The following is a 20,154-nucleotide window of genomic DNA, read 5'->3' as shown; positions in this document are numbered from 1 at the left end:
CGGCTCCTCCCACCCGACCGCGCCGGGCGGATACCCCCGGCGATAAGTCGAACTTGGACAGTCTCAAGAACCGTCTTACACCATCGATAGCGGATTGAAACCCGCCCCGCATCCGGGAGCGGACGCGGGGCGGGCATCGGCCGATCGGGTCAGTTGCGCCAGGTGTCGTTCAGCGTCACCTTGCCGCTGCCGGGGACGGTGGCGCTGTGGTTGCCGCCGCTCTCCCAGGTGACGCTGCCGTTGGCCTCCTTGCGGACGTACTTGTACTCGAAGGAGGTCCCGGCGGCCATCTTCACGTCGAGCTTCCAGACGGGGTAGCTCGCGGAGGAGAGCAGCAGGGCCTGGTTGGGGTCCCAGTTGCCGAGGGTGGCGTTGTTGCCGACCACGTAGATGTTCTGGCCGTACACCGTGGTGGCGTTGACCGCGAAGGACGCTCCGGTGTCGGCGCTGGGCGTGGTCGGCGGGGTGGCGGTGGGGGGCGTGGTGGTGGTGCCGGTGGCTCCGGTGTACAGGGCGAGCGAGTCGCCGCCGCCGACGGTGGCGGTGAACCGGCCGTCCGAACCGACGCTGTACGTGGGGCCGGTGCAGCCGCCGCCCGCCGTGGGGTCGCCGTGCTCGATGTCGCAGTAGGTGCCGGCGGGCAGCGAGGTCTGGAAGGTCTGGCTGATCGGGCCGCCCTCGTGGTTGATCACCACATAGCCCTTGCCGCCACGGCCGAAGGCGATGGCGTTGCTGCCGTTGGACCACCAGTTGGTCACGGCGGTCCCGGCGACGGCGTTGCGGAAGCCGACCATGTTGGCGATCGGCTGCCAGGCGTGCTGGCACTTCCAGCCGTCGCTGTAGCAGGAGTTGACCCGGCCGTTGTTCGGCGGCCCGGCGTCGTTGTCGGAGAACTCGTAGCCGGAGTAGACGTTGGGCGAGCCGTACGGCCAGGCCAGCAGGTAGACATTGGCCAGGGTGTAGGTGTTGCCGTTCTTGTAGGTGAGCGTGGAGCCGTTGCGCTCGGTGTCCCAGTTGTCGACGAAGGTGCGGGCCTTGTCGCTCGCCAGGTAGCCGGCGCCCCAGGAGGCGCCCCAGTTGCCCAGGTTGGCGATCCGGTCGCCGGTGAACATCCGCTTGAGGTCATTGGCGCCCTGGAACTCGTCCACGTCGCCGGTCGGGGTGTACTCGCCGGGCTGGACGGCCTCGCCCGCGCCGTAGATGACCTCCTGCGCCCAGTACGCGCCGGGGTTGGTCAACTTGGCCTTGATGGCGGCCAGGTCGGATTCGGCCATGTGCTTGGCCGCGTCGATCCGGAAGCCGTCCACGCCCATCGAGAGCAGGTTGTTGAGGTAGGCGGCGATGGTGCTGCGGACGTAGTCGCTGCCGGTGTCCAGGTCGGCCAGGCCGACCAGCTCGCAGTTCTGCACATTGCTGCGGTCGCCGTAGTTGCTGCCGATGTCGTGGCGGCAGGTGTGGAAGTCCCGGTCGGAGTAGTAGCCCGGGTAGTTGTACTTGGAGTACTGGGTGCCGGCCGTGCCGGTGCCGGAGCCGGCCGACATGTGGTTGATCACCGCGTCCGCGACCACCTTCACCCCGGCGGCGTGGCAGGTGTTCACCATGGCGCGGAAGGAGGTGGCGTCACCGAGCCGGTTGGAGATCTTGTAGCTGACCGGCTGGTAGGACGTCCACCACTGGGAGCCCTGGATGTTCTCGGTGGCCGGGGAGACCTCGACATAGCCGTAGCCCTTGGGCCCGAGGGTGTTGGTGCACTCCCTGGCAACCGAGTCGTACTGCCACTGGAACAGCGTCGCGGTGACGTCCTTGTTCCCGGGCGGCGTGGCGCCGGCGGCGGGGGCGAGGGTGAGGCCGGCGCCCAGGGAGAGGCTGAGTACGGCGGCTGCGGCCAGGGCGGCTCCGGTGCGGGAGCGGCGTCCGGCGCGTGGGGGTTGCACGATGGTTCTGTCGACCATGGTGTCTCCTGGAGGGCTGCGGCATGGGCAGCCGTTGACGCGCACGCCCCCGCCGGAGCGGCGAGGAGCCGGCGGTGCGGGACGGGGTGCGTACGCGGATCGGGGTGGGAAGGTGGACGGGCGGTGAGGGCACCCGTCCGGGGCCTGCGGCGGAGACACTCCACCGCAAAGCGATTCACCGGCTTTCCGCAAGCTGACTGCAACTTGCTGGAAACTTTCTGTTCGCAGAACTTAGGGGCGCCGTACCGGACCGTCAAGACATCGCGCGGCGGCAAAAGGACGGACCCCGCGCATCCGCCCCGCGCCTGACGCCGGGTCGGGCGACACAGCACTCCGAGCCCGCCGGCGCGAGGTGCGCCGGCGGGCTCGGGTCGACGCCGGATCAGCGGAACAGCGGAACAGCGGATCAACGCCGGGTCAGTGCCCGATCAGTGCTGGACGAAGACCGCGACCGTCCTGGCCGGCACGGTGAAGGTGCCCCCGGCCGCGTCGAAGGTCGACGTCCTGACCACCGGATCGCTGCCGCCGGCCTGCACCGGGTGCAGCGCCTGCCGGGTGCCCTTCAGCGCGGCGACGGTCTGCCGCCGGGTGTCCGGGGTGGCGTTGAAGACCACGGTGATGCCCTTCTCGGCGCCGCGCAGCCCGGTGCCGTCCAGGTGCAGCGTGATCACACCCGGCAACTCACCGGCGGTACCGGAGAGCGGGAAGGACAGCCGCTGCTGGACCTGGGCGGCGGTGTCCAGCGAGAACAGCGGCGAACCCTGCTTGATCTCCAGGAACTGCCGGTACTGGCTGCTCGCACCCTCGATCGCCGCGCAGCCGGGCCGCAGCGCCGGATCGGCCAGCAGCGCCTTGGCTACCGGCCACATCGCCTGGTTGTCGGCGGCCATCGGCAGGCCGCGCCCGAAGCCGTTGCCGTCGCGGCAGTCCCAGGCGATGCCGTTGAACCAGTCACCGGCGTCATAGGAGTTGACGTCCAGCGACTTGGAGCGCATCAGGTCGCTGCCCGCCTGGGCGAAGCCGGGGCCCTGCGCCAGCGCGGTGGTGGCCAGGGCCAGCGCCTGCATCCTGGCCCGGTCGGCCTGCGAGGTGCCGGTCGGCAGCTTGAAGGCCAGCGCGTCGAAGAGGTCGGCGTTGTCGTGGGCGTCCACGTACTCCACCGCCTCACCGGGGGCGGCGGCGTAGCCGGTCGGGGCGCCGTTGTAGTCGACGCCCGCACCGGTGGTCCTGGCGCCGGAGCTGTCGGTGAAGGAGTAGCCGGCCAGGTTGCCGGTCAGGCCGACCTTCACCTGGTCCATCTGGTGCAGCAGCCGGGCCCGCTGCTCGGCGGCGGTGCCGTTGGTGGTGCTGCCGTTGGGGTCGGTGAACAGGCCGGAGGCGAAGCCCTGCTGCTGGGCGGAGGACAGCTCGTAGTTGCCGCCGCGCGCGGCGTCGCGCAGGCGGTCGTTGAAGGTGGCGATGCCGGTGCCGGCCATGTTGACCTGGGTGGCCTGGACGAACCGGGCGTCATTGGCGACCACGCCCATGTTCCAGCCCTCGCCGTAGAGGAAGACGTGCTTGCCGTCCACCCCGTCACGGGCCGGAGTCAGCCGGGCCAGCGCGGACTTGACGTCCAGCATGGTCTGCTTGGGGTCCAGGCCCATCAGGTCGAAGCGGAAGCCGTCGATCTTGTACTGCTTGGCCCAGGTGACGACCGAGTCCACCACCAGCTTGTTCATCATGGTGTGCTCGGGCGCGGTGTCGCCGCAGCCGCCGCAGCTGTCGGCGGTCACCGCGCCGCTGTCGGAGAGCCGCTGGTAGTAGCCGGGGACGACCTGGTCGAGCACCGAGTGCGCCGACTGCCCGGCGGCGGCGGTGTGGTTGTAGACCACGTCCAGCACGACCCGCAGCCCGGCCAGGTGCAGCGCCTGCACCATCTGCCGGAACTGCACGGTGCGGGCGGTGCCGTCGGTGACGGTGGCGTACGAGCCCTCCGGCACCGTGTAGTGCAGCGGGTCGTAGCCCCAGTTGTAGGCGTCGTCGGCCCGCACGGCGGCCACGCACTCCTGCTGCCGGTCGCTGTCGGCGGCGAGCGCCTTCAGGTCGCAGGCGGGCAGCTTCTGCTTGGCGCGGTTCTCCTCGATGGTGGCGATGTCGAAGGTCGGCAGCAGGTGCACGGTGGTGACGCCCGCCTTGGCGAGGGCCTTGAGGTGCCGCATGCCCGCCGACTGGGAGCGGGTGAACGCCAGGTAGGTGCCGCGCTCGGCGGCGGGCACGGTGGAGTCGGCCACCGAGAAGTCCCGGACGTGCAGCTCCTGGATCTCCTGCTGGGTGGGCTTGACCGCCTTGGGGGCCTTGCTGCTGTCCCACCCGGCGGGCTTCAGGGCCCGGTCGGAGAGGTCCGCGATCAGGCTGCGGGTCGAGTCGGTGGACAGCGCCACCGAGTACGGGTCGGTGACCGTGTTGTCGACCACCCGCTGGACGCTGGGCGCCCACACCTTGACCTGGTACAGGTAGTACCGGCCCTTCCAGGACGCGGGGCCGGTCACCGACCAGACGCCGGTGGCGTCGTCCCGCCGCAGCGCGACCGTCCGCGCGGTGCCGCCGGCGGCCCGGTCGTACAGCTTGACGCTGACGGACTGCGCGGTGGGCGCCCAGAGCGACAGCTTCACCTTGCCGTGCTCCGGCACCGGGCCGAGCTGGGCCTTGGCGGCGCCGGGGTAGCGGGCGTCCAGCACGCCCGCGATCTGCACCCCGGTGGCGGCGACCAGGGCGCCGGCCGCGTTGCGCTGGGTGGCGATCAGCTGGCCGCGCAGCGCCTTGGTTACCCGGGCGGCGTCGCGCGGGTCGACCGTGAAGGCGCTGTAGCCCGCCAGGTGCGGGTACTTGGCGAGCTGGGCCGCGGTGAGGCCGCCGGCCTTGGGCAGCAGCCGAATCCAGTAGCCGTCCTTGCTGAGCGTGCCGTCCTGGACGGTGAGGCCGCCGGCCGGGTCGTACACCAGCTCGGCGCTGGCGCCCGCCGGGAGGTCGGACTTCCAGGCGACGGTCGAGGCGTCGATCCACTGCGCCTTGGCCGCGGTGAGGTCCAGGTCGGCGCTCCGGCCGCCGACCTGCGGCAGCAGGTAGCCCTCCTCGCCGCCGTTGATCCACACCTCGTGGCCGACGCCCGCCAGGTCCAGCGACTGGTCGGTGGGCAGGTCCTTGCTGTCGCCCTTGTGGACGATGTAGCTGAGCGAGGTGGCGCCGTCCGCCAGCGGGACCTCGAAGACCTCGCCGAAGGCGTCCTTGCGGACCGGCTCCAGCGGGCTGCCCCAGTCGGTGCCGGTGGCCGCGCCGGTCCACACGTGCAGACCCCAGCCGTCGTAGTCGCCGTCGGCCCGGTGGTAGTGGATGACCGCCTTGGCCGGGTCGGGCGCGGCGGGGCTCGGGTCGGCGGTGGCGACATCGCCGCTGCCCTGGCCGACCCACACCTCGGCGCCCTTGCCCAGGTCGATGGTGCGGTCGCCGTCGTAGTCCTTGGTGCCGTCCTTCTCCACCACGAAGCCCACCGTGGCGGCGCCGGGCGCCAGCTTGACGTACGCGAAGGCGCCGTAGGCGTCGCGGCCGACGAAGGGGTGGCCGTCGGGCCAGGTGGTGCCCTGGCCGTCCGCGATGTCGCCCCAGGTGTAGAGGTTCCAGCCGTCGTAGTCGCCGTCCTCGCGCTTGTAGTGCACGATCGCGTACGTGTAGCCGGCGGCGGCGCTGCTGCCGGGCTCGGCGGCCGGGGCGCCGGTGGTGAAGCTGCCGGTGGCGGAGCGCAGCCGGCCGGCCGGGTCCTGGACGACGGCCTTGTAGCGGACGGTGGTGCCGGGCGCGACCGGGGCGAGGTCCTGGGTGACCCGGTAGTCGCCGTTGTCGGCGGTGCCGAGGGTCTGCCAGCCGCCGTTGCCGACCTGGGCGGCGAAGGTGACCCGGTCGAAGCCGCCGCCGGAGACGTCGGCGCCGATGGTGACGGTGCCGGTGGAGCCGTCGGCGGGGGTCTTGAGGGTGAGCTGCGGGGCGGCGGCGGGTGCGGTGACCTTGGCCGCCGCCTGGTAGACCACGGCGGCGCCGGCCGGCACGGTGACGGTGAGCTTGCGGTCGGTGCCGGTGGTGACGGCGGCGCCGGTCGCCGGGTAGCGACGGTCGAAGCGCATCCGGGCGGAGAAGGTGTCCAGGGTGACGGTCTGCGCGGTGTCGGCGTTGTTCACCGCGACGACGTACTCGACCTGCTGCTTGGCGTCGATCCGGGAGAAGGCGTAGACGCCCTTGCCGTCGGCGGCGTAGCGCTCGATCTGGGCGCCGTCGGCCAGCGCGGGGTTGGCCTTGCGCAGCTGGGAGAGCCGGGCGACGGTGCGGTACAGCTCGCCGTCGGTGCCGTAGCGGTTCCCGGCGCCCTTGCTGCCGCCGATCACCGGGTCGCTGTTGTAGGAGTCGACCTTGGAGGCGAACATGTCCTGGCGGGCGTCCTTGTCGCCGCCGGCGCCGGTGAAGCCCTGCTCGTCGCCGTAGTAGACCACCGGCTGGCCCCGGGTGAGGAACTGCAACTCGTTGGCCAGCTCGTCCTTGCGCAGCAGCTCGGCGGCGGAGGCGCCGCTGTTGTCGCTCTCCAGGAAGGAGCCGAAGCGGCCCATGTCGTGGTTGCCGAGGAAGGTCGGCAGCTCATAGGCGTCGGTCGCGGCGGTGGTGTACCGGTAGTCCTGCGCGTACAGCCGGGAGAGCGCCTGCGCCGAGCCGCCCTGTGAGACATAGCTGCGGGCCGCGCTCTGGAACGGGAAGTCCAGGGTGGCCTGGAGCTTGCCCTGGGTGACGTACGGGGCGGTGACGGCCGGGTCGGAGTCGTAGACCTCGCCGAACATGAAGAACTTCTGGTTGCCCTGGCGGGCCGCGTACTGCTTGAGCGCGGTCGCCCACTGCGTCCAGAAGGCCATGTTGACGTTCTTGACGGTGTCGATCCGGAAGCCGTCGACGCCGGCCTCCTTCACCCAGTACTGGTAGATCTCCTCCATGCCCTTGACCACCCGGGGGTTCTGGGTGTCCAGGTCGTCCAGGCCGGAGAAGTCGCCCTCGGTGCCGGACTCGCCGGCGAAGGTGGAGTCGCCCCGGTTGTGGTAGAGCGTGGTGTCGTTCAGCCAGGACGGCGTCTTGGCCTTGGCGTCGGCGGGCGAGCCGTACACCGGGGTGTACGCGAAGGAGTCCTTGGTGATCTTGGGCCACGTGCTGGTGCCGTGTGCGGCGTTGGCGTCCGCGAGCTCGGTCTCGTGCACCGGCGCGCCATCGGTGTCCAGCGTGGGGTAGGCGCCGCTGGAGCGGTAGCCGTAACTCTTCTCCGCGTAGTCGATGACATCGGCCGTGTGGTTGGTGATCACATCGAAAAAGACCTTGAGGCCCCGGGCGTGCGCCTGGCGGATCAGCTCCTTCAGCTGCGCGTTGGTGCCGAAGTGCGGGTCGACCTGGGTGAAGTCGGTGATCCAGTAGCCGTGGTAGCCGGCCGAGGCGTCGGCGCCGGTGCCCTGCACCGGCCGGTTCTTGAAGATCGGCGCCATCCAGATCGCGGTGGTGCCCAGCCCCTGGATGTAGTCGAGCCTGTCGAGGACGCCCTTGAGGTCGCCACCGTGGTAGAAGCCCTTGTCGGACGGGTCGAAGCCGTTGTCCAGCCGGCCGCCGGTGATGCCGCCCTTGTCGTTGGCGGTGCTGCCGTTGGCGAAGCGGTCCGGCAGCACGAAGTAGAACTGCTCCCGGCTGAGGTCGTGCCGCCCGGCGGTGGCGGCCAGCGCGGCGTCGGACGGCGGGGCGGCCGGGCGGGCGGCGGTCGCGGCGGCGACCGGTATCGAGCCCAGGGTGGAGGCGATGAGCGAGGCCGCGACCAGCATGGCCGCGCGGCCGGGCCTTCTCACTGCGGTGGATCTGCTCGCTGCGGTGGCTCTGCTCACTTCGGTGGATCTGCTCGCTGCGGTGGCTCTGGGCGACACGGGCGATGCCACGGGTGGACTCCCTCGACGGCGGTAGGTGGCGAGGACGGTAGCGGCTTGCAAATGGTTTCAGCAAGATGCAGGAATCAACGCAAGCGGAATCGTGACGCTGCCTCCACCGGCCTCCGGAGCGTCCGGTACGGGGTGCGCCGTAGGTCACATCGGCGGTGTCGGACCCGTACGTCGGGGTGAGCGCCGGCGGCCCCGGGGTCAGAATGGAGCGCATGTCCGAGCACCCCCACCCCCTACCTGAGGCAGTGGTCCTCCCCGCCCCCAGAGGGGTACGCGAGGCGAACAATCCCCGACCACGGGATGATCGGCCGCCCGCAGAGGGTCTGGCAGACTACTCCCCCATGGGGGAACCGACCGAGAACAACGCAGCCGACGCCGAGTGCGCCGACGCGGTGCGGCCCGCCGGTTCCGTCGCTGGTCAGCAGGGCAGTGACGGAATCCGCCGCACCGGTACGACGCACACCCTCCGGTCCTGGCTGAGCGAGCGGCGGCACTTCCCCGGTCGGCCCCGGATCTGGTTCGAACTGCTGCTGATCGCGGTCAGCTACTGGGTGTACTCACTGATCCGCAACGCGGTGCCCGAGCAGGAGCGCTCCGCGCAGCAGCACGCCAGCTGGATCTGGAGCGCGGAGCACCACCTCGGCATCGCGGTGGAGAGGAGCGTCAACCACGCGGTGAACTCGGTGACCTGGCTGATCACCGGCATGAACTACTACTACGCCACCCTGCACTTCATCATCACCATCGGCGTGCTGGTCTGGGTCTTCCGCCGCCACCCCGGCCGGTACGCGGCCGTCCGCAGCGCACTCTTCGTGACCACCGGCATCGCGCTGGTCGGCTACTACTTCTATCCGCTGGCGCCGCCCAGGCTGATGACCGGCGGCGGCTTCGTGGACACCGTCGCGGTGCACCACACCTGGGGTTCGATGGCCTCCGGCGACATGGCACACGTCTCCAACCAGTACGCGGCGATGCCGTCGATGCACATCGGCTGGTCGCTCTGGTGCGGGCTGACCATCGCCTTCCTGGCCCGGCGGTCCTGGGTCCGGGTGCTGGGGCTGCTCTACCCGCTGGCCACCCTGACGGTGATCGTCGCCACCGGCAACCACTTCCTGATGGACGCGCTGGGCGGCATCGCCTGCCTGGCGGTCGGCTTCTCGACCTCCCGGCTGATGTACCACCGCTGGGCGTTCCGCCTGCCCCGGCTGCCGCACCAGCGGTCGGCCACCGGCACCGCGACGCTGCCCCGGCCCGCCACCGAGCAGGCCGGACCGGCCACCGGGCAGACCGGCCCGGACCAGTCCAAGGTCCCCGCGACCAGCCGCTGAGCCCCCGGCACCCACCGCCGCCAGCTGGCCATCAGCCGTAGAAGATCCGCTCCACCACCGCTCGGGCCCGCCGAGTGGTCCGCCGGTAGTCGTCGACCATCTCCCCGGCGTGCCGGTCGCCGTACCCCAGGTACCGGGCCACCCCGCCCAGCTCCCGCACATCCCCGGGGAAGCTGTCCCCCGGCCGCCCGCGCACCAGCATCACCGCGTTGCGCACCCGGGTGGCCAGCACCCAGGCGGCGTCCAGCACCTCCGCGTCCTCCGGCTCGATCAGCCCGGTGTCCCGGGCCACCGCCAGCGCCGCCCGGGTGCGGGTGGTGCGCAGGTCCGCGACCCGGTGCCCGTACTGGAGCTGGAGCAGCTGCACCGTCCACTCCACGTCGGCCAGCCCGCCCCGGCCGATCTTGGCGTGGGTGGTGGGGTCGGCGCCGCGCGGCAGCCGCTCGGCCTCGACCCGGGCCTTGATCCGGCGGATCTCCCGCAGGTCGGTGTCGTCCACGCCCAGCTCCGGGTAGCGCAGCGGGTCGATCAGCTCCCGGAACCGCTCCCCCAGCTCGGCGTCCCCGGCGATCGGCTCGGCGCGCAGCAGCGCCTGGAACTCCCAGGGGTGCGACCAGCGCCGGTAGTAGGCGGCGTACGACGCCAGGGTCCGTACCAGCGGGCCCTGCCGCCCCTCCGGCCGCAGGTCGGCGTCGACCAGCAGCGGCGGCTCGGTGGAGGGGGCGGCCAGCTGGGTGCGCAGCTCGTTGCAGACGGTCCGGGCGGCCCGCGCGGCGGCGGCCTCGTCGGCGCCCGCCAGCGGCTCATGGACGAAGAGGACGTCGGCGTCGGAGCCGTAGCCCAGCTCATGGCCGCCGAACCGGCCCATCGCGATCACCGCGATCCTGGTCGGCAGCGGCTCGCCGGTCTGGGCCTGGAACCCGTCGCAGGCCGCCCGCAGCGCGCCTTCCAGGGTGGCCGCGTTGAGGTCGGTGAGGGCTTCGCCCGCGACGTCCACCGCCGCCGCCGGGTCGTCCGCGAGCCGGCCGAGCACATCGGCGGCGGCGGTGCGGAACAGCTCGCGGCGGCGCACCGAGCGGGCCGCCGCGACGCCGCCCGTCACACTGCCGGCCCGGCCGGCGGCGGCCAGCACCTCCGCCTGGAGGGCGGCGCGGCCGCGCGGCAGCAGGCCGTCGGCGTCACCGAGCATGGCGACCGCCTCGGGTGCGCGCAGCAGCAGGTCGGGGGCGAGCCGCCCGGCGGAGAGCACCCGGGCCAGGTGCTCGGCGGTGGCGCCCTCGTCGCGCAGCAGCCGCAGGTACCAGGGGGTGGCGCCGAGCGCGTCGGAGACCCGGCGGAAGTTGAGCAGCCCGGCGTCGGGGTCGGCGGAGTCCGCGAACCAGCCGAGCATCACCGGCAGCAGGGTGCGCTGGATCGCCGCCTTGCGGCTCACTCCGGAGGCCAGCGCGGTCAGGTGGCGCAGCGCGGCGGCCGGGTCGGCGTAGCCGAGGGCCTCCAGCCGGGCGCGGGCCGCCTGCGGGCTGAGGCCGGCCTCGCCGGGGGCGAGCCGGGCGACGGCGTCCAGCAGCGGGCGGTAGAACAGCTTCTCGTGCAGCCGGCGGACCTCCATGGCGTGCCGCCGCCAGGACCGGTCCAGCTCGGCCACCGGGTCGGTCCTGCTGTCCCAGCCGTGCCGCTCGGCCAGCGACCGGCCGAGCCGCCGCAGGTCGGCGTGGTCGCGCGGCAGCAGATGGGTGCGGCGCAGCCGGTACAGCTGGATGCGGTGCTCCAGGGTGCGCAGGAAGCGGTACGCGTCGTCCAGCGAGGCGGCGTCGGTGCGGCCGACGTAGCCGCCGGCCGACAGGTCCGCGAGTGCCTGGAGGGTGTTGCCGCTGCGCAGGGTGGCGTCGGTGCGGCCGTGTACGAGTTGCAGCAGTTGTACGGAGAACTCGACGTCCCGCAGGCCGCCGGGGCCGAGCTTGAGCTCGCGGTCGACCTCGCCGCTGGGGATGGCGTCGATCACCCGGCGGCGCATCTGCTGGACGTCCGCGACGAAGTTCTCCCGCTCGGCGGCCTTCCAGACCAGCGGGGTGACGGCGTCCAGGTAGTCCTGGCCGAGCTGGGCGTCTCCGGCCACCGGGCGGGCCTTGAGCAGCGCCTGGAACTCCCAGGTCTTGGCCCACCGCTGGTAGTACGCGAGGTGGCTGGCCAGGGTGCGGACCAGCGGCCCGTTGCGGCCCTCGGGGCGCAGATTGGCGTCGACCGGCCAGATGGTGCCCTCGCGGGTGGTGTCCGAGCAGAGCCGCATCATCCGGGAGGCCAGCCGGGTGGCGGCCTTCAGCGCGTCGCCCTCCTCGGCTTCGCCGGCCGGCTCCGCGACGAAGATGACGTCCACGTCGGAGACGTAGTTGAGCTCCCGGCCGCCGCACTTGCCCATGCCGATCACGGCGAGTCGGCAGGCGCGGGCGGCGGCCGGGTCCTCGTCGGCGGCGATCTCCAGGGCGGCGCGCAGGGTGGCGCCGGCCAGGTCGGCCAGTTCGGCGGCGGTCTGCGGCAGGTCGGTGCTGCCGGTGACGTCGCGGGCGGCGATGGCGAGCAGGCAGCGCCGGTAGCCGAGCCGCAGCGCGTCCGCCGGGTCGGCGGTGCCCCGGGCCCGGATGCCGTCCCGCAGGGCGCGCAGGAAGTCCTCCGGGCCGGGGTGCATGTCGCGGACCTCGAAGGTGACCAGGGCGTGCCACTCGCCGGGGTGGCGGGCGAGGTGGTCACCGAGCGCCTCGGAGGTGCCGAGGACGCCGAGCAGCCGGTCGCGCAGCGGCTTGGCGGTGGTGAGGGTGTCCAGCAGGCGGCGGCGCTCCTCGGGGCCGAGGGCTTCGGCGAGCCGGGAGAGGCCGAGCAGCGCCAGATCGGGGTCGGCGGTGGCGGCCAGCGCGTCCAGCAGCACCGAGTCGGCGGCCAGCCCGGCCAGCGGTGGGCCGCCGAGCAGCCGCAGCGCGGTGACCGGGTCGGTGAACCCCCGGCGGGCGAGCCGGGTCTCCGGCCTGCTGATCCGGCCCTCGTGGCGTGCTGCCGACATCTCCACGACGCTGGCCCCTCTTCGTACCGCCCCCGGTCACCGGGCTGCCGGGGCACCGGGTCCGAGCCTAGCCAGCCGCCGGGCTCCGCGCTGCGGAGGCGCCGGAAGCGCTTCGGGTTCCCCGGGTGGGCTGAGCGGCGCCCCCGCGCGCGGAGGCGCCGCGTCGGGTTCGGGGCGGCTCGCTCAGCGGCAGACGGTTGTCAGCGGTGGACGGTGTCAGCGGTAGACGCTGAAGGAGCCGACCCGGAAGTGCAGCACCGCGTCGCGCCGCGGCTTGGGCAGGTACCGGCCGTCGTCCACCGAGAGGTTGATCACCGGGTGGGCCCGGAACTTGCCGCCGACGCCCTTGCCGTCCGACCAGATGGCCCGCATCGCCTTCTGGCTGGCACCGGCGTACCAGGTGACATTGCCTGCGCCGAGGTGGACCCCGATCCACAGCCAGCCGTGCGGCCGGACCAGGGAGGAGGTCCAGTAGTGGCCGGCGTCGGCCACATGGTTGACCAGCTCCAGCCGGTGGGGGTGCGCGGCGTGCCACTCGAAGAGGTCGAGTTCGTTCTTGCCGTCCCGCCAGGACCAGATGCCGGGCCAGCCGCCCTCGGGCCCCGGCAACTGGACGTGGGCCACCACCACGTCGCCGGTGCGCTCGGTGAAGCCGTTGCCGCCGCTGCCGCAGGAGTCGCCGGTGGTGAGCAGCCCGGTCTCCCACATGCCGTCGGCGGCGCGGCGGGCGGTGATGTCCAGTACGCCGTCGTCGACCGAGAGGGCGTCTGGGGTGAGCCGGTCCAGCTTGTGGTTGCCCCGGTTGGTGTCGCAGCCGGAGTACGCGCCGCTCTGCCAGCCCCAGGTGCCGTCGTCGCCCAGGTCCAGTTGCTCGAACTCGTCCCGCAGGGCCTGTTGCTTGCCCTTGACCGGCAGCGCGGCGCCCCGCCGGGCGGCGGTGGCGGTGCCGGCGGACCAGGCGGTGCTGACCGCGAGGGCCAGCAGCGGGCAGAGCAGCAGTCCGGTCGCCCGTGTCAGGCGGTATCGCTTCCCCATACGCACCATCATGGCGACGGACCGTCACCGCGCATCTCCGCAGCGCCATCCGGCGTAGCCGAGGCAGCGTCAGTCACCGCCCCGGCCCGGCGCCGTGGCGGGTCGGGGCGGCCGGGCCGGGTCCGGCGCCGCCGCGTCAGCCGCCGCCCAGCGGCTGCGGGGTCCGCTCCTCGTCGGCGGCCCGCTCGTCGTGCCGGGGGCAGCGACAGGGCGGGTAGCGCAGCCCGGAGTGGATGTCCGGGCAGACGACCGGCTCGACGGAGGCGGTCGGGCGGAGTCGTACGGTCCGGCCGTCGGCGGTGCGCAGGTACACGCCGAGCGTCATGCCGCTCACGAGTGGACCCGCCCCGGGGCGGCCGGCTCACGCACGGCGGCGGTTGCTTCCGGAGGACTGCCGGTTCCAGCTTCGCGTTTCCGCATGGGCGCTGCTCCTTCCTCGACCGCCAATCACTCAGAGTGACGGCGTATCACTGTCCGCTTCCTTACCATCGGCATTCGGTGCCGCCGTCATCAGCGGTCGGCTCCGTACCAGCCGTACGAGTCGGAAACCGGCCACTCCGACGACGGGCACCGCCCCCCTCGACCGAGCGGGGAGCCGCCCCGGCCCGTCAACCCGGCAACCCGTCAACCCGGCAACCCGGCAACCCGTCAGCCCGGCAACCGGTCAGCCCGGCAGCCCCTGCCCCGGCAGCGATCCCGGCGCCAGGCCGTGCGCCAGCGCCTCCAGCACCGGCAGCGCGGCGACCAGCCGCTCCAGGTCGGCGGCCGGCAGCGCGTCGACCCGGTCGGTGAGCCGGGCCAGGCTCTCCCGCCGGACGGCGGCCAGCACGGCCTGGCCGGCCGGGCTGAGCACCAGCAGCGCGGCCCGCTGGTCGGCCGGGTCGGCGGTGCGGGTGACGAACCCCGCGTCGGCCAGCACGTCCAGCAGCCGGGAGACGCTGGGCGCGCTGGTACCCAGCCGCCGCCCCAGGTCCCCGGCCCGCAGCGGACCGTGCGCGGCCAGCGCGACCAGCGCCGTCAGCCGGGTGGGGGTCAGCCCGTGCTCAGCGGCGGGCGCGCGCAGCCCGTACGCCAGCCGCAGCGCCGACGCCCGCAGCCGGACGGCCGGCTCGGCCGTCCCGGCCGGCTCGGCGGCCTCGCCGGGGCCGCTCATGGCGCTTCGTGCTCCAGCGTGAGCCGCAGCGGCGCACCCGCCGCAGCGGTGGCAGCGGGGCCGTCGGAGGCGGGCCCCGGCGTGGTCGTCCAGCGGTCCCCGTGGGTCAGGCCCGGCAGCCGGAAGCTGCCGTCGGGCCCGATCGCGGCGCGGGCGGCGACGGTGCCGTCCGATCCGATGACCAGCACCTCGGCCCCGGGCAGCGGACTGCCGCCGTCGCCCGGCCCCCGGACCGTCCCGGCGAGCTGCCCGTCGGCCGCCGCCCGCCGGACGGCGGCACCACCGCCGGGGTCGGGTCCGCCGCCGGGGTCGGGTCCGCCGCCGGGGTCGGGTCCGCCGCTGATGACGACGCCGAGCGTGGCCGGGCGGAAGCCGGGCGCGGTGGCAACCACCGTGTACGCGCGCTCGGCGGCGGCCTGCTCGATGTGGACGTACTTGCCGCCGCGCAGCCAGGAGGCGACGGCGGCGACCAGGCAGGCCGCGATGGCGAAGACGAACGCGGTGTCCAGGCCGCTGCCGAACGGCCCCGAGATCAGCGACGGGAAGAAGCTGCGGCCGGTCAGATAGGCCGCGTGCCCGGGTGGCAGCTGGCCGAGCGCGGCCGGGCCCAGCAGCGACCGGATCGGGTTGTAGCCCAGCAGCGAGGCGAACAGCACCGACACCGGCGGCAGGCTCGCCAGCCGGGCCGCGTCGGCGGCCGGCACGCCCTGGGCGGCCAGCCCGGTGGAGAGCGCGTGCGGCAGCGAACCGGCCAGGCCGAGGATCATCAGGGTGAAGAACACCCCGATCGAGAGCACCAGGGCGGAGTTCTGGAAGGTGGTGCTCATCCCGCCGCCGACCCCGCGCTGGTCGGCGGGCAGGCTGTTCATGATCCCGGCCCGGTTCGGGGAGGCGAACAGGCCCATCCCGATCCCGTTGAGCAGCAGGATCGCGGCGAAGAGCAGATAGCCGAAGTTCACCGGCAGCAGCGCCAGCAGGACGAAGCTGGCCGCCGCCACCACCATGCCGCCGGTGGCGAACGGCCGCGCCCCGAACCGGTCGGACAGCCAGCCGGAGACCGGCCCGGCGATCAGGAACCCGGCGGTCAGCGGCAGCATGTAGATGCCCGCCCACAGCGGGGTGGAGGCGAAGCTGTAGCCGTGCTGGGGCAGCCAGATGCCCTGCAACCAGATGATCAGGATGAACATCAGCCCGCCGCGCCCCATGCCGGACAGCAGGCTGGCGATGTTCCCGGCGGTGAACGCCCGGATGCGGAACAGGCTCATCCGGAACATCGGCTCGGCCACCCGGTTCTCCACCAGGCCGAACACCACCAGCGTGAGCGCGCCGCCGAGCAGCGCGGTCAGCACCATCGGGTTGGTCCAGCCCATGGTGTGCCCGTGGTACGGCTGGATGCCGTACGTGATCCCGACCAGCACCGAGATCAGGCCCACCGCGAAGGTCACATTGCCCCACCAGTCCAGCCGGGCGGGCCGCCGGATGCCGGTGTCATGCAGCTTCCAGTACGCCCAGAAGGTGCCGAACACGCCGAACGGCACCGACACCAGGAAGACCAGGTGCCACTCCACCGGCGCCAGCAGCCCGCCGAGCACCAGCCCGATGAACGAGCCGGCGATCCCGGCGACCTGGTTGAGGCCGAGCGCCAGGCCGCGCTGGTCCACCGGGAAGGCGTCGGTGATGATCGCATTGGAGTTGGCCATCAGCATCGCGCCGCCGACGCCCTGGGCCACCCGCATCAGGATCAGCCAGAGCGCCCCCGCCGTACCGTGCTGCCAGGTGACCGACAGCAGCACCGAGAAGACCGTGAAGACGGCGAAGCCCGCGTTGTACATCCGGACTCTGCCGTAGATGTCGCCCAGCCGGCCGAAGCTGACCACCAGCACCGCCGTGACCACCAGATAGCCCATGATCAGCCAGAGCAGCAGGCTGGTGTTGCCCGGCTGGAGCGGGTTGATCCGCAGGCCCCGGAAGATGTCCGGCAGCGCGATCAGCAGAATCGATCCGTTGATCGTGGCCATCAGCATGCCCAGCGTGGTGTTGGACAGCACGATCCACTTGTAGTGCGGCCTCGCGATGTCGGCGGCGGCTCTGGCCTGCCGCTTCGCCGCGCGGGACAGGGAAGGCGCCGCAGCCATGGGCACCACTTCCGCTTCCTCGGGCGAGGGGTGGGTTGGTTACTTGTCCCAAACTAACCGCAACCCGGGCAAATCGTCCACACTTTCGCCCACTCGCACAGCTGCCCCCTCCGGCCGGGCAGCGGTCCGGCCGAAGGGGGCAGCAGGCGTGACCTGCGACTACAGCACCGGCAGGATCTTCCGCAGCTCGTACGGCGTCACCTCCGAGCGGTACTCCTCCCACTCATGCCGCTTGTTGCGCAGGAAGAAGTCGAAGACGTGCTCACCCAGCGTCTCCGCGACCAGCTCGCTGCGCTCCATCAGGTCGATCGCCTCGCCCAGGTTCTGCGGCAGCGGCTCGATCCCCAGCGCGCGGCGCTCGGCGTCGGAGAGCGCCCAGACGTCGTCGTCGGCCCCGGGCGGCAGCTCGTACCCCTCCTGGATGCCCTTGAGCCCGGCGGCCAGTATCACCGCGTAGGCCAGGTACGGGTTGCAGCCGGTGTCCAGCGAGCGGACCTCGACCCGGGTGGAGCCCTGCTTGCCGGGCTTGTACATCGGCACCCGGATCAACGCCGAGCGGTTGTTGTGGCCCCAGCAGATGTACGACGGCGCCTCGCCGCCCGCGCCCGCGGTGCGCTGCGAGCCGCCCCAGATGCGCTTGTAGGAGTTGACCCACTGGTTGGTGACCGCCGACGTCTCGGCGGCGTGCCGCAGCAGACCCGCGATGAAGGACCGGCCGACCTTGGACAGCTGGTACTCCGCGCCGGTCTCGTGGAAGGCGTTGCGGTCCCCCTCGAACAGCGACACATGGGTGTGCATCCCGGAGCCGGGGAACCCGGAGAACGGCTTGGGCATGAAGGTCGCGTGCACGCCCTGCTCCAGCGCCACCTCCTTCATCACCAGCCGGAAGGTCATGATGTTGTCGGCGGTGGAGAGCGCGTCCGCGTACCGCAGGTCGATCTCCTGCTGGCCGGGCGCGCCCTCGTGGTGCGAGAACTCCACCGAGATGCCCATCGACTCCAGCATGGTGATCGCCTGCCGGCGGAAGTCGTGGCCCACCCCGCGCGGGGTGTGGTCGAAGTAGCCGGAGTGGTCGGCCGGGATGGGCACCGTACCGTCGCTCGGCTGGTTCTTCAGCAGGAAGAATTCGATCTCGGGGTGGGTGTAGAAGGTGAAGCCCAGATTGGACGCCTTCTCCAGCGTCCGCTTGAGCACATAGCGCGGGTCGGCGTAGGACGGCGAGCCGTCCGGCATCAGGATGTCGCAGAACATCCGCGCGGTGCCGGGCGACTCGGAGCGCCACGGCAGTATCTGGAACGTCGTCGGGTCCGGCTTGGCGATCATGTCGGACTCGTAGACCCGGGCAAAGCCCTCGATCGCGGAGCCGTCGAACCCGATGCCCTCGTCGAAGGCCTGCTCAAGCTCGGCGGGCGCCACCGCCACCGACTTCAGGAACCCGAGCACATCGGTGAACCACAGCCGGACGAATCGGATGTCACGCTCTTCGAGCGTCCGGAGCACGAACTCCTGCTGCTTACCCATGAGGACAGTCTCACCTCTGCTCATTACGTACGCGTCACGCAAGGGAGGACCCCGGGTGATCGGCCGGAAGCTCCATTCCCATCATGGCGGATGCGGGCCCGTTGTCCGAACACTCGGCCCGTCGCGGCGGAGTCGGCTCGGGCGACCGCCCGGCGGCCCGGCCCCACCCCCCATAGCGTCGAAGAGACGATTAGGCTGGGGGGGTGCCTCATCTACGTCTCGCCCTGAGCCAGATCGATCCCTATGTCGGCGACATCGCCCGCAACAGCGACGAGGTCGTGCGGTGGACCCGGCACGCCGCCGAGCGGGGGGCCCAGCTGGTGGCCTTCCCCGAGATGGCGCTGACCGGGTATCCGGTGGAGGATCTCGCCCTGCGCCAGTCCTTCGTGGCGGGCTCCCGCGCCGCCCTGGTCGGGCTGGCCGAGCGGCTGGCCGCCGAGGGGCTGGGCCACGTCCCGGTCGTCGTCGGCTACCTGGGCCGCTCCGAGCACGACGCGCCGCAGCTGGGCCGCCCGGCCGGCTCGCCGCAGAACTGCGCGGCGGTGCTGCACGGCGGCCGGGTCGCCACCCGGTTCGCCAAGCACCACCTGCCCAACTACGGCGTCTTCGACGAGTACCGCTACTTCGTCCCCGGTGACCAGCTCTCGGTGGTCCGGCTGCACGGCGTGGACGTCGCCCTCGCCATCTGCGAGGACATCTGGCAGGACGGCGGCCGGGTCACCGCCGCCCGGCAGGCCGGCGCCGGACTGCTGCTGGTGGTCAACGGCTCGCCGTACGAGCGGGAGAAGGACGACGCCCGACTGGAGCTGGTCCGCCGCCGCGCCGCCGAGGCGGGCTGCACCCTGGCGTACGTCAACATGGTCGGCGCCCAGGACGAGCTGGTCTTCGACGGCGACTCGATCGTGGTGGACCCGGCCGGCCGGGTGCTCGCCCGCGCCCCGCAGTTCGAGGAGGGCTGCGTCCTGGTCGACCTGGAGCTCCCCGCCGCCCACGCCGACGCCGGGGAGCCGGGCGAGCTGCTGGCCGACGGGCTGCGGGTGGAGCGCACCGTCCTCGGTACCGAGCCGCTGCCCGCCCCCGAGCAGCCGGTGACGGCCGGGATCGCCCCCCGGCTGGGCGACGAGGAGGAGATCTACACCGCGCTGGTCGCCGGCACCCGCGCCTACGTCCGCAAGAACGGCTTCCGCTCGGTGCTGATCGGCCTCTCCGGCGGCATCGACTCGGCACTGGTGGCCGCCATCGCGGTGGACGCGATCGGCGCGGAGAACGTGTACGGCGTCTCGATGCCCAGCGCGTACTCCTCCCAGCACTCCCGGGACGACGCCGCCGAGCTGGCCAAGCGCACCGGGCTCAACCTGCGCACCATCTCCATCGCCCCGATGTTCGAGGCGTACCTGGGTTCGCTGGGCCTCACCGGCCTGGCCGAGGAGAACCTCCAGTCACGGCTGCGCGGCACCCTGCTGATGGCCGTCTCCAACCAGGAGGGCCACATCGTGCTGGCCCCGGGCAACAAGAGCGAGCTGGCGGTCGGCTACTCCACCCTGTACGGCGACTCGGTCGGCGCCTATGGGCCGATCAAGGACGTCTACAAGACGTGGATCTTCCGGCTGGCGCGGTGGCGCAACAAGGCCGCTGCGGAGCGCGGGCAGACCCCGCCGATCCCGGAGAACTCCATCGCCAAGCCGCCCAGCGCCGAGCTGCGCCCCGGCCAGGTGGACACCGACTCGCTGCCCGACTACGACCTGCTGGACGCGGTCCTGGAGGCGTACGTCGAGAACGACCACGGCCGGGACGCCATCGTGGCCGCCGGCTTCGACCCGGCCCTGGTGGACCGGGTCGTCCGGCTGGTGGACACCGCCGAGTACAAGCGCCGCCAGTACCCGCCGGGCCCCAAGGTCTCCCTCAAGGCGTTCGGCCGCGACCGCCGCCTCCCCATCACCAACCGCTGGCGCCAGGGCTGACCCCCGCCCCCGCACACCCCCCCGGCCGGGGGGCCG

The 20,154-nt window shown here is 72.5% G+C and carries 10 protein-coding genes; 2 read left to right on the top strand and 8 right to left on the bottom strand.

Features of this window, described 5'->3' with window-relative positions:
* Window positions 1–149 precede the first annotated feature (149 nt).
* Window positions 150–1,952, bottom strand: a complete 1,803-nt coding sequence (locus tag ACIQGZ_RS10755; protein WP_402600828.1) for a carbohydrate-binding module family 20 domain-containing protein — start codon at window positions 1,950–1,952, stop codon at window positions 150–152.
* Between the two features lie 428 nt (window positions 1,953–2,380).
* Window positions 2,381–7,822 carry a pullulanase-type alpha-1,6-glucosidase gene (gene pulA, locus ACIQGZ_RS10750; protein WP_402601432.1) on the bottom strand — a complete coding sequence of 1,814 codons (5,442 nt, stop codon included), beginning with the start codon at window positions 7,820–7,822 and terminating at the stop codon, window positions 2,381–2,383.
* A 452-nt stretch (window positions 7,823–8,274) separates the two neighbouring features.
* Between pulA and ACIQGZ_RS10745 the strand changes: the two genes are divergently transcribed.
* Window positions 8,275–9,261, top strand: a complete 987-nt coding sequence (locus tag ACIQGZ_RS10745) for a phosphatase PAP2 family protein (protein ID WP_402600826.1) — start codon at window positions 8,275–8,277, stop codon at window positions 9,259–9,261.
* Between the two features lie 31 nt (window positions 9,262–9,292).
* On the opposite strand, the gene ACIQGZ_RS10740 is transcribed toward ACIQGZ_RS10745, so the two are convergent.
* From ACIQGZ_RS10740 to ACIQGZ_RS10715, 6 genes are all read right to left on the bottom strand, one after another.
* Window positions 9,293–12,313, bottom strand: a complete 3,021-nt coding sequence (locus ACIQGZ_RS10740; protein WP_402600824.1) for a bifunctional [glutamine synthetase] adenylyltransferase/[glutamine synthetase]-adenylyl-L-tyrosine phosphorylase — start codon at window positions 12,311–12,313, stop codon at window positions 9,293–9,295.
* 216 nt (window positions 12,314–12,529) lie between these two features.
* On the bottom strand, window positions 12,530–13,348 hold the full coding sequence (locus tag ACIQGZ_RS10735) for a beta-glucanase (protein ID WP_402600823.1): 819 nt from the start codon (window positions 13,346–13,348) through the stop codon (window positions 12,530–12,532).
* 136 nt (window positions 13,349–13,484) lie between these two features.
* Window positions 13,485–13,673: a hypothetical protein gene (locus tag ACIQGZ_RS10730; RefSeq protein WP_402600822.1), complete on the bottom strand. Its 189-nt coding sequence runs from the start codon at window positions 13,671–13,673 to the stop codon at window positions 13,485–13,487.
* A 339-nt stretch (window positions 13,674–14,012) separates the two neighbouring features.
* Window positions 14,013–14,501: a MarR family winged helix-turn-helix transcriptional regulator gene (locus ACIQGZ_RS10725; protein WP_402600821.1), complete on the bottom strand. Its 489-nt coding sequence runs from the start codon at window positions 14,499–14,501 to the stop codon at window positions 14,013–14,015.
* Window positions 14,498–16,636 carry an MFS transporter gene (locus tag ACIQGZ_RS10720; protein WP_402600819.1) on the bottom strand — a complete coding sequence of 713 codons (2,139 nt, stop codon included), beginning with the start codon at window positions 16,634–16,636 and terminating at the stop codon, window positions 14,498–14,500. Before ACIQGZ_RS10720 ends, ACIQGZ_RS10725 begins: the two co-directional genes overlap by 4 nt.
* Before the next feature lie 159 nt (window positions 16,637–16,795).
* Window positions 16,796–18,157 (bottom strand): glutamine synthetase family protein, encoded by a 1,362-nt coding sequence (locus ACIQGZ_RS10715; RefSeq protein WP_402600818.1) that lies wholly within the window; start codon window positions 18,155–18,157, stop codon window positions 16,796–16,798.
* A 203-nt stretch (window positions 18,158–18,360) separates the two neighbouring features.
* Between ACIQGZ_RS10715 and ACIQGZ_RS10710 the strand changes: the two genes are divergently transcribed.
* Window positions 18,361–20,118 carry an NAD+ synthase gene (locus ACIQGZ_RS10710; RefSeq protein ID WP_402600817.1) on the top strand — a complete coding sequence of 586 codons (1,758 nt, stop codon included), beginning with the start codon at window positions 18,361–18,363 and terminating at the stop codon, window positions 20,116–20,118.
* Window positions 20,119–20,154: the final 36 nt, after the last annotated feature.

It is taken from the genome of Streptomyces sp. NPDC092296 (assembly GCF_044755465.1).
Taxonomy (GTDB): Bacteria; Actinomycetota; Actinomycetes; order Streptomycetales; family Streptomycetaceae; genus Peterkaempfera.
The sequence above is the reverse complement of the archived record's forward strand: the minus strand, read 5'-3'. Positions and strand labels throughout refer to the sequence as shown.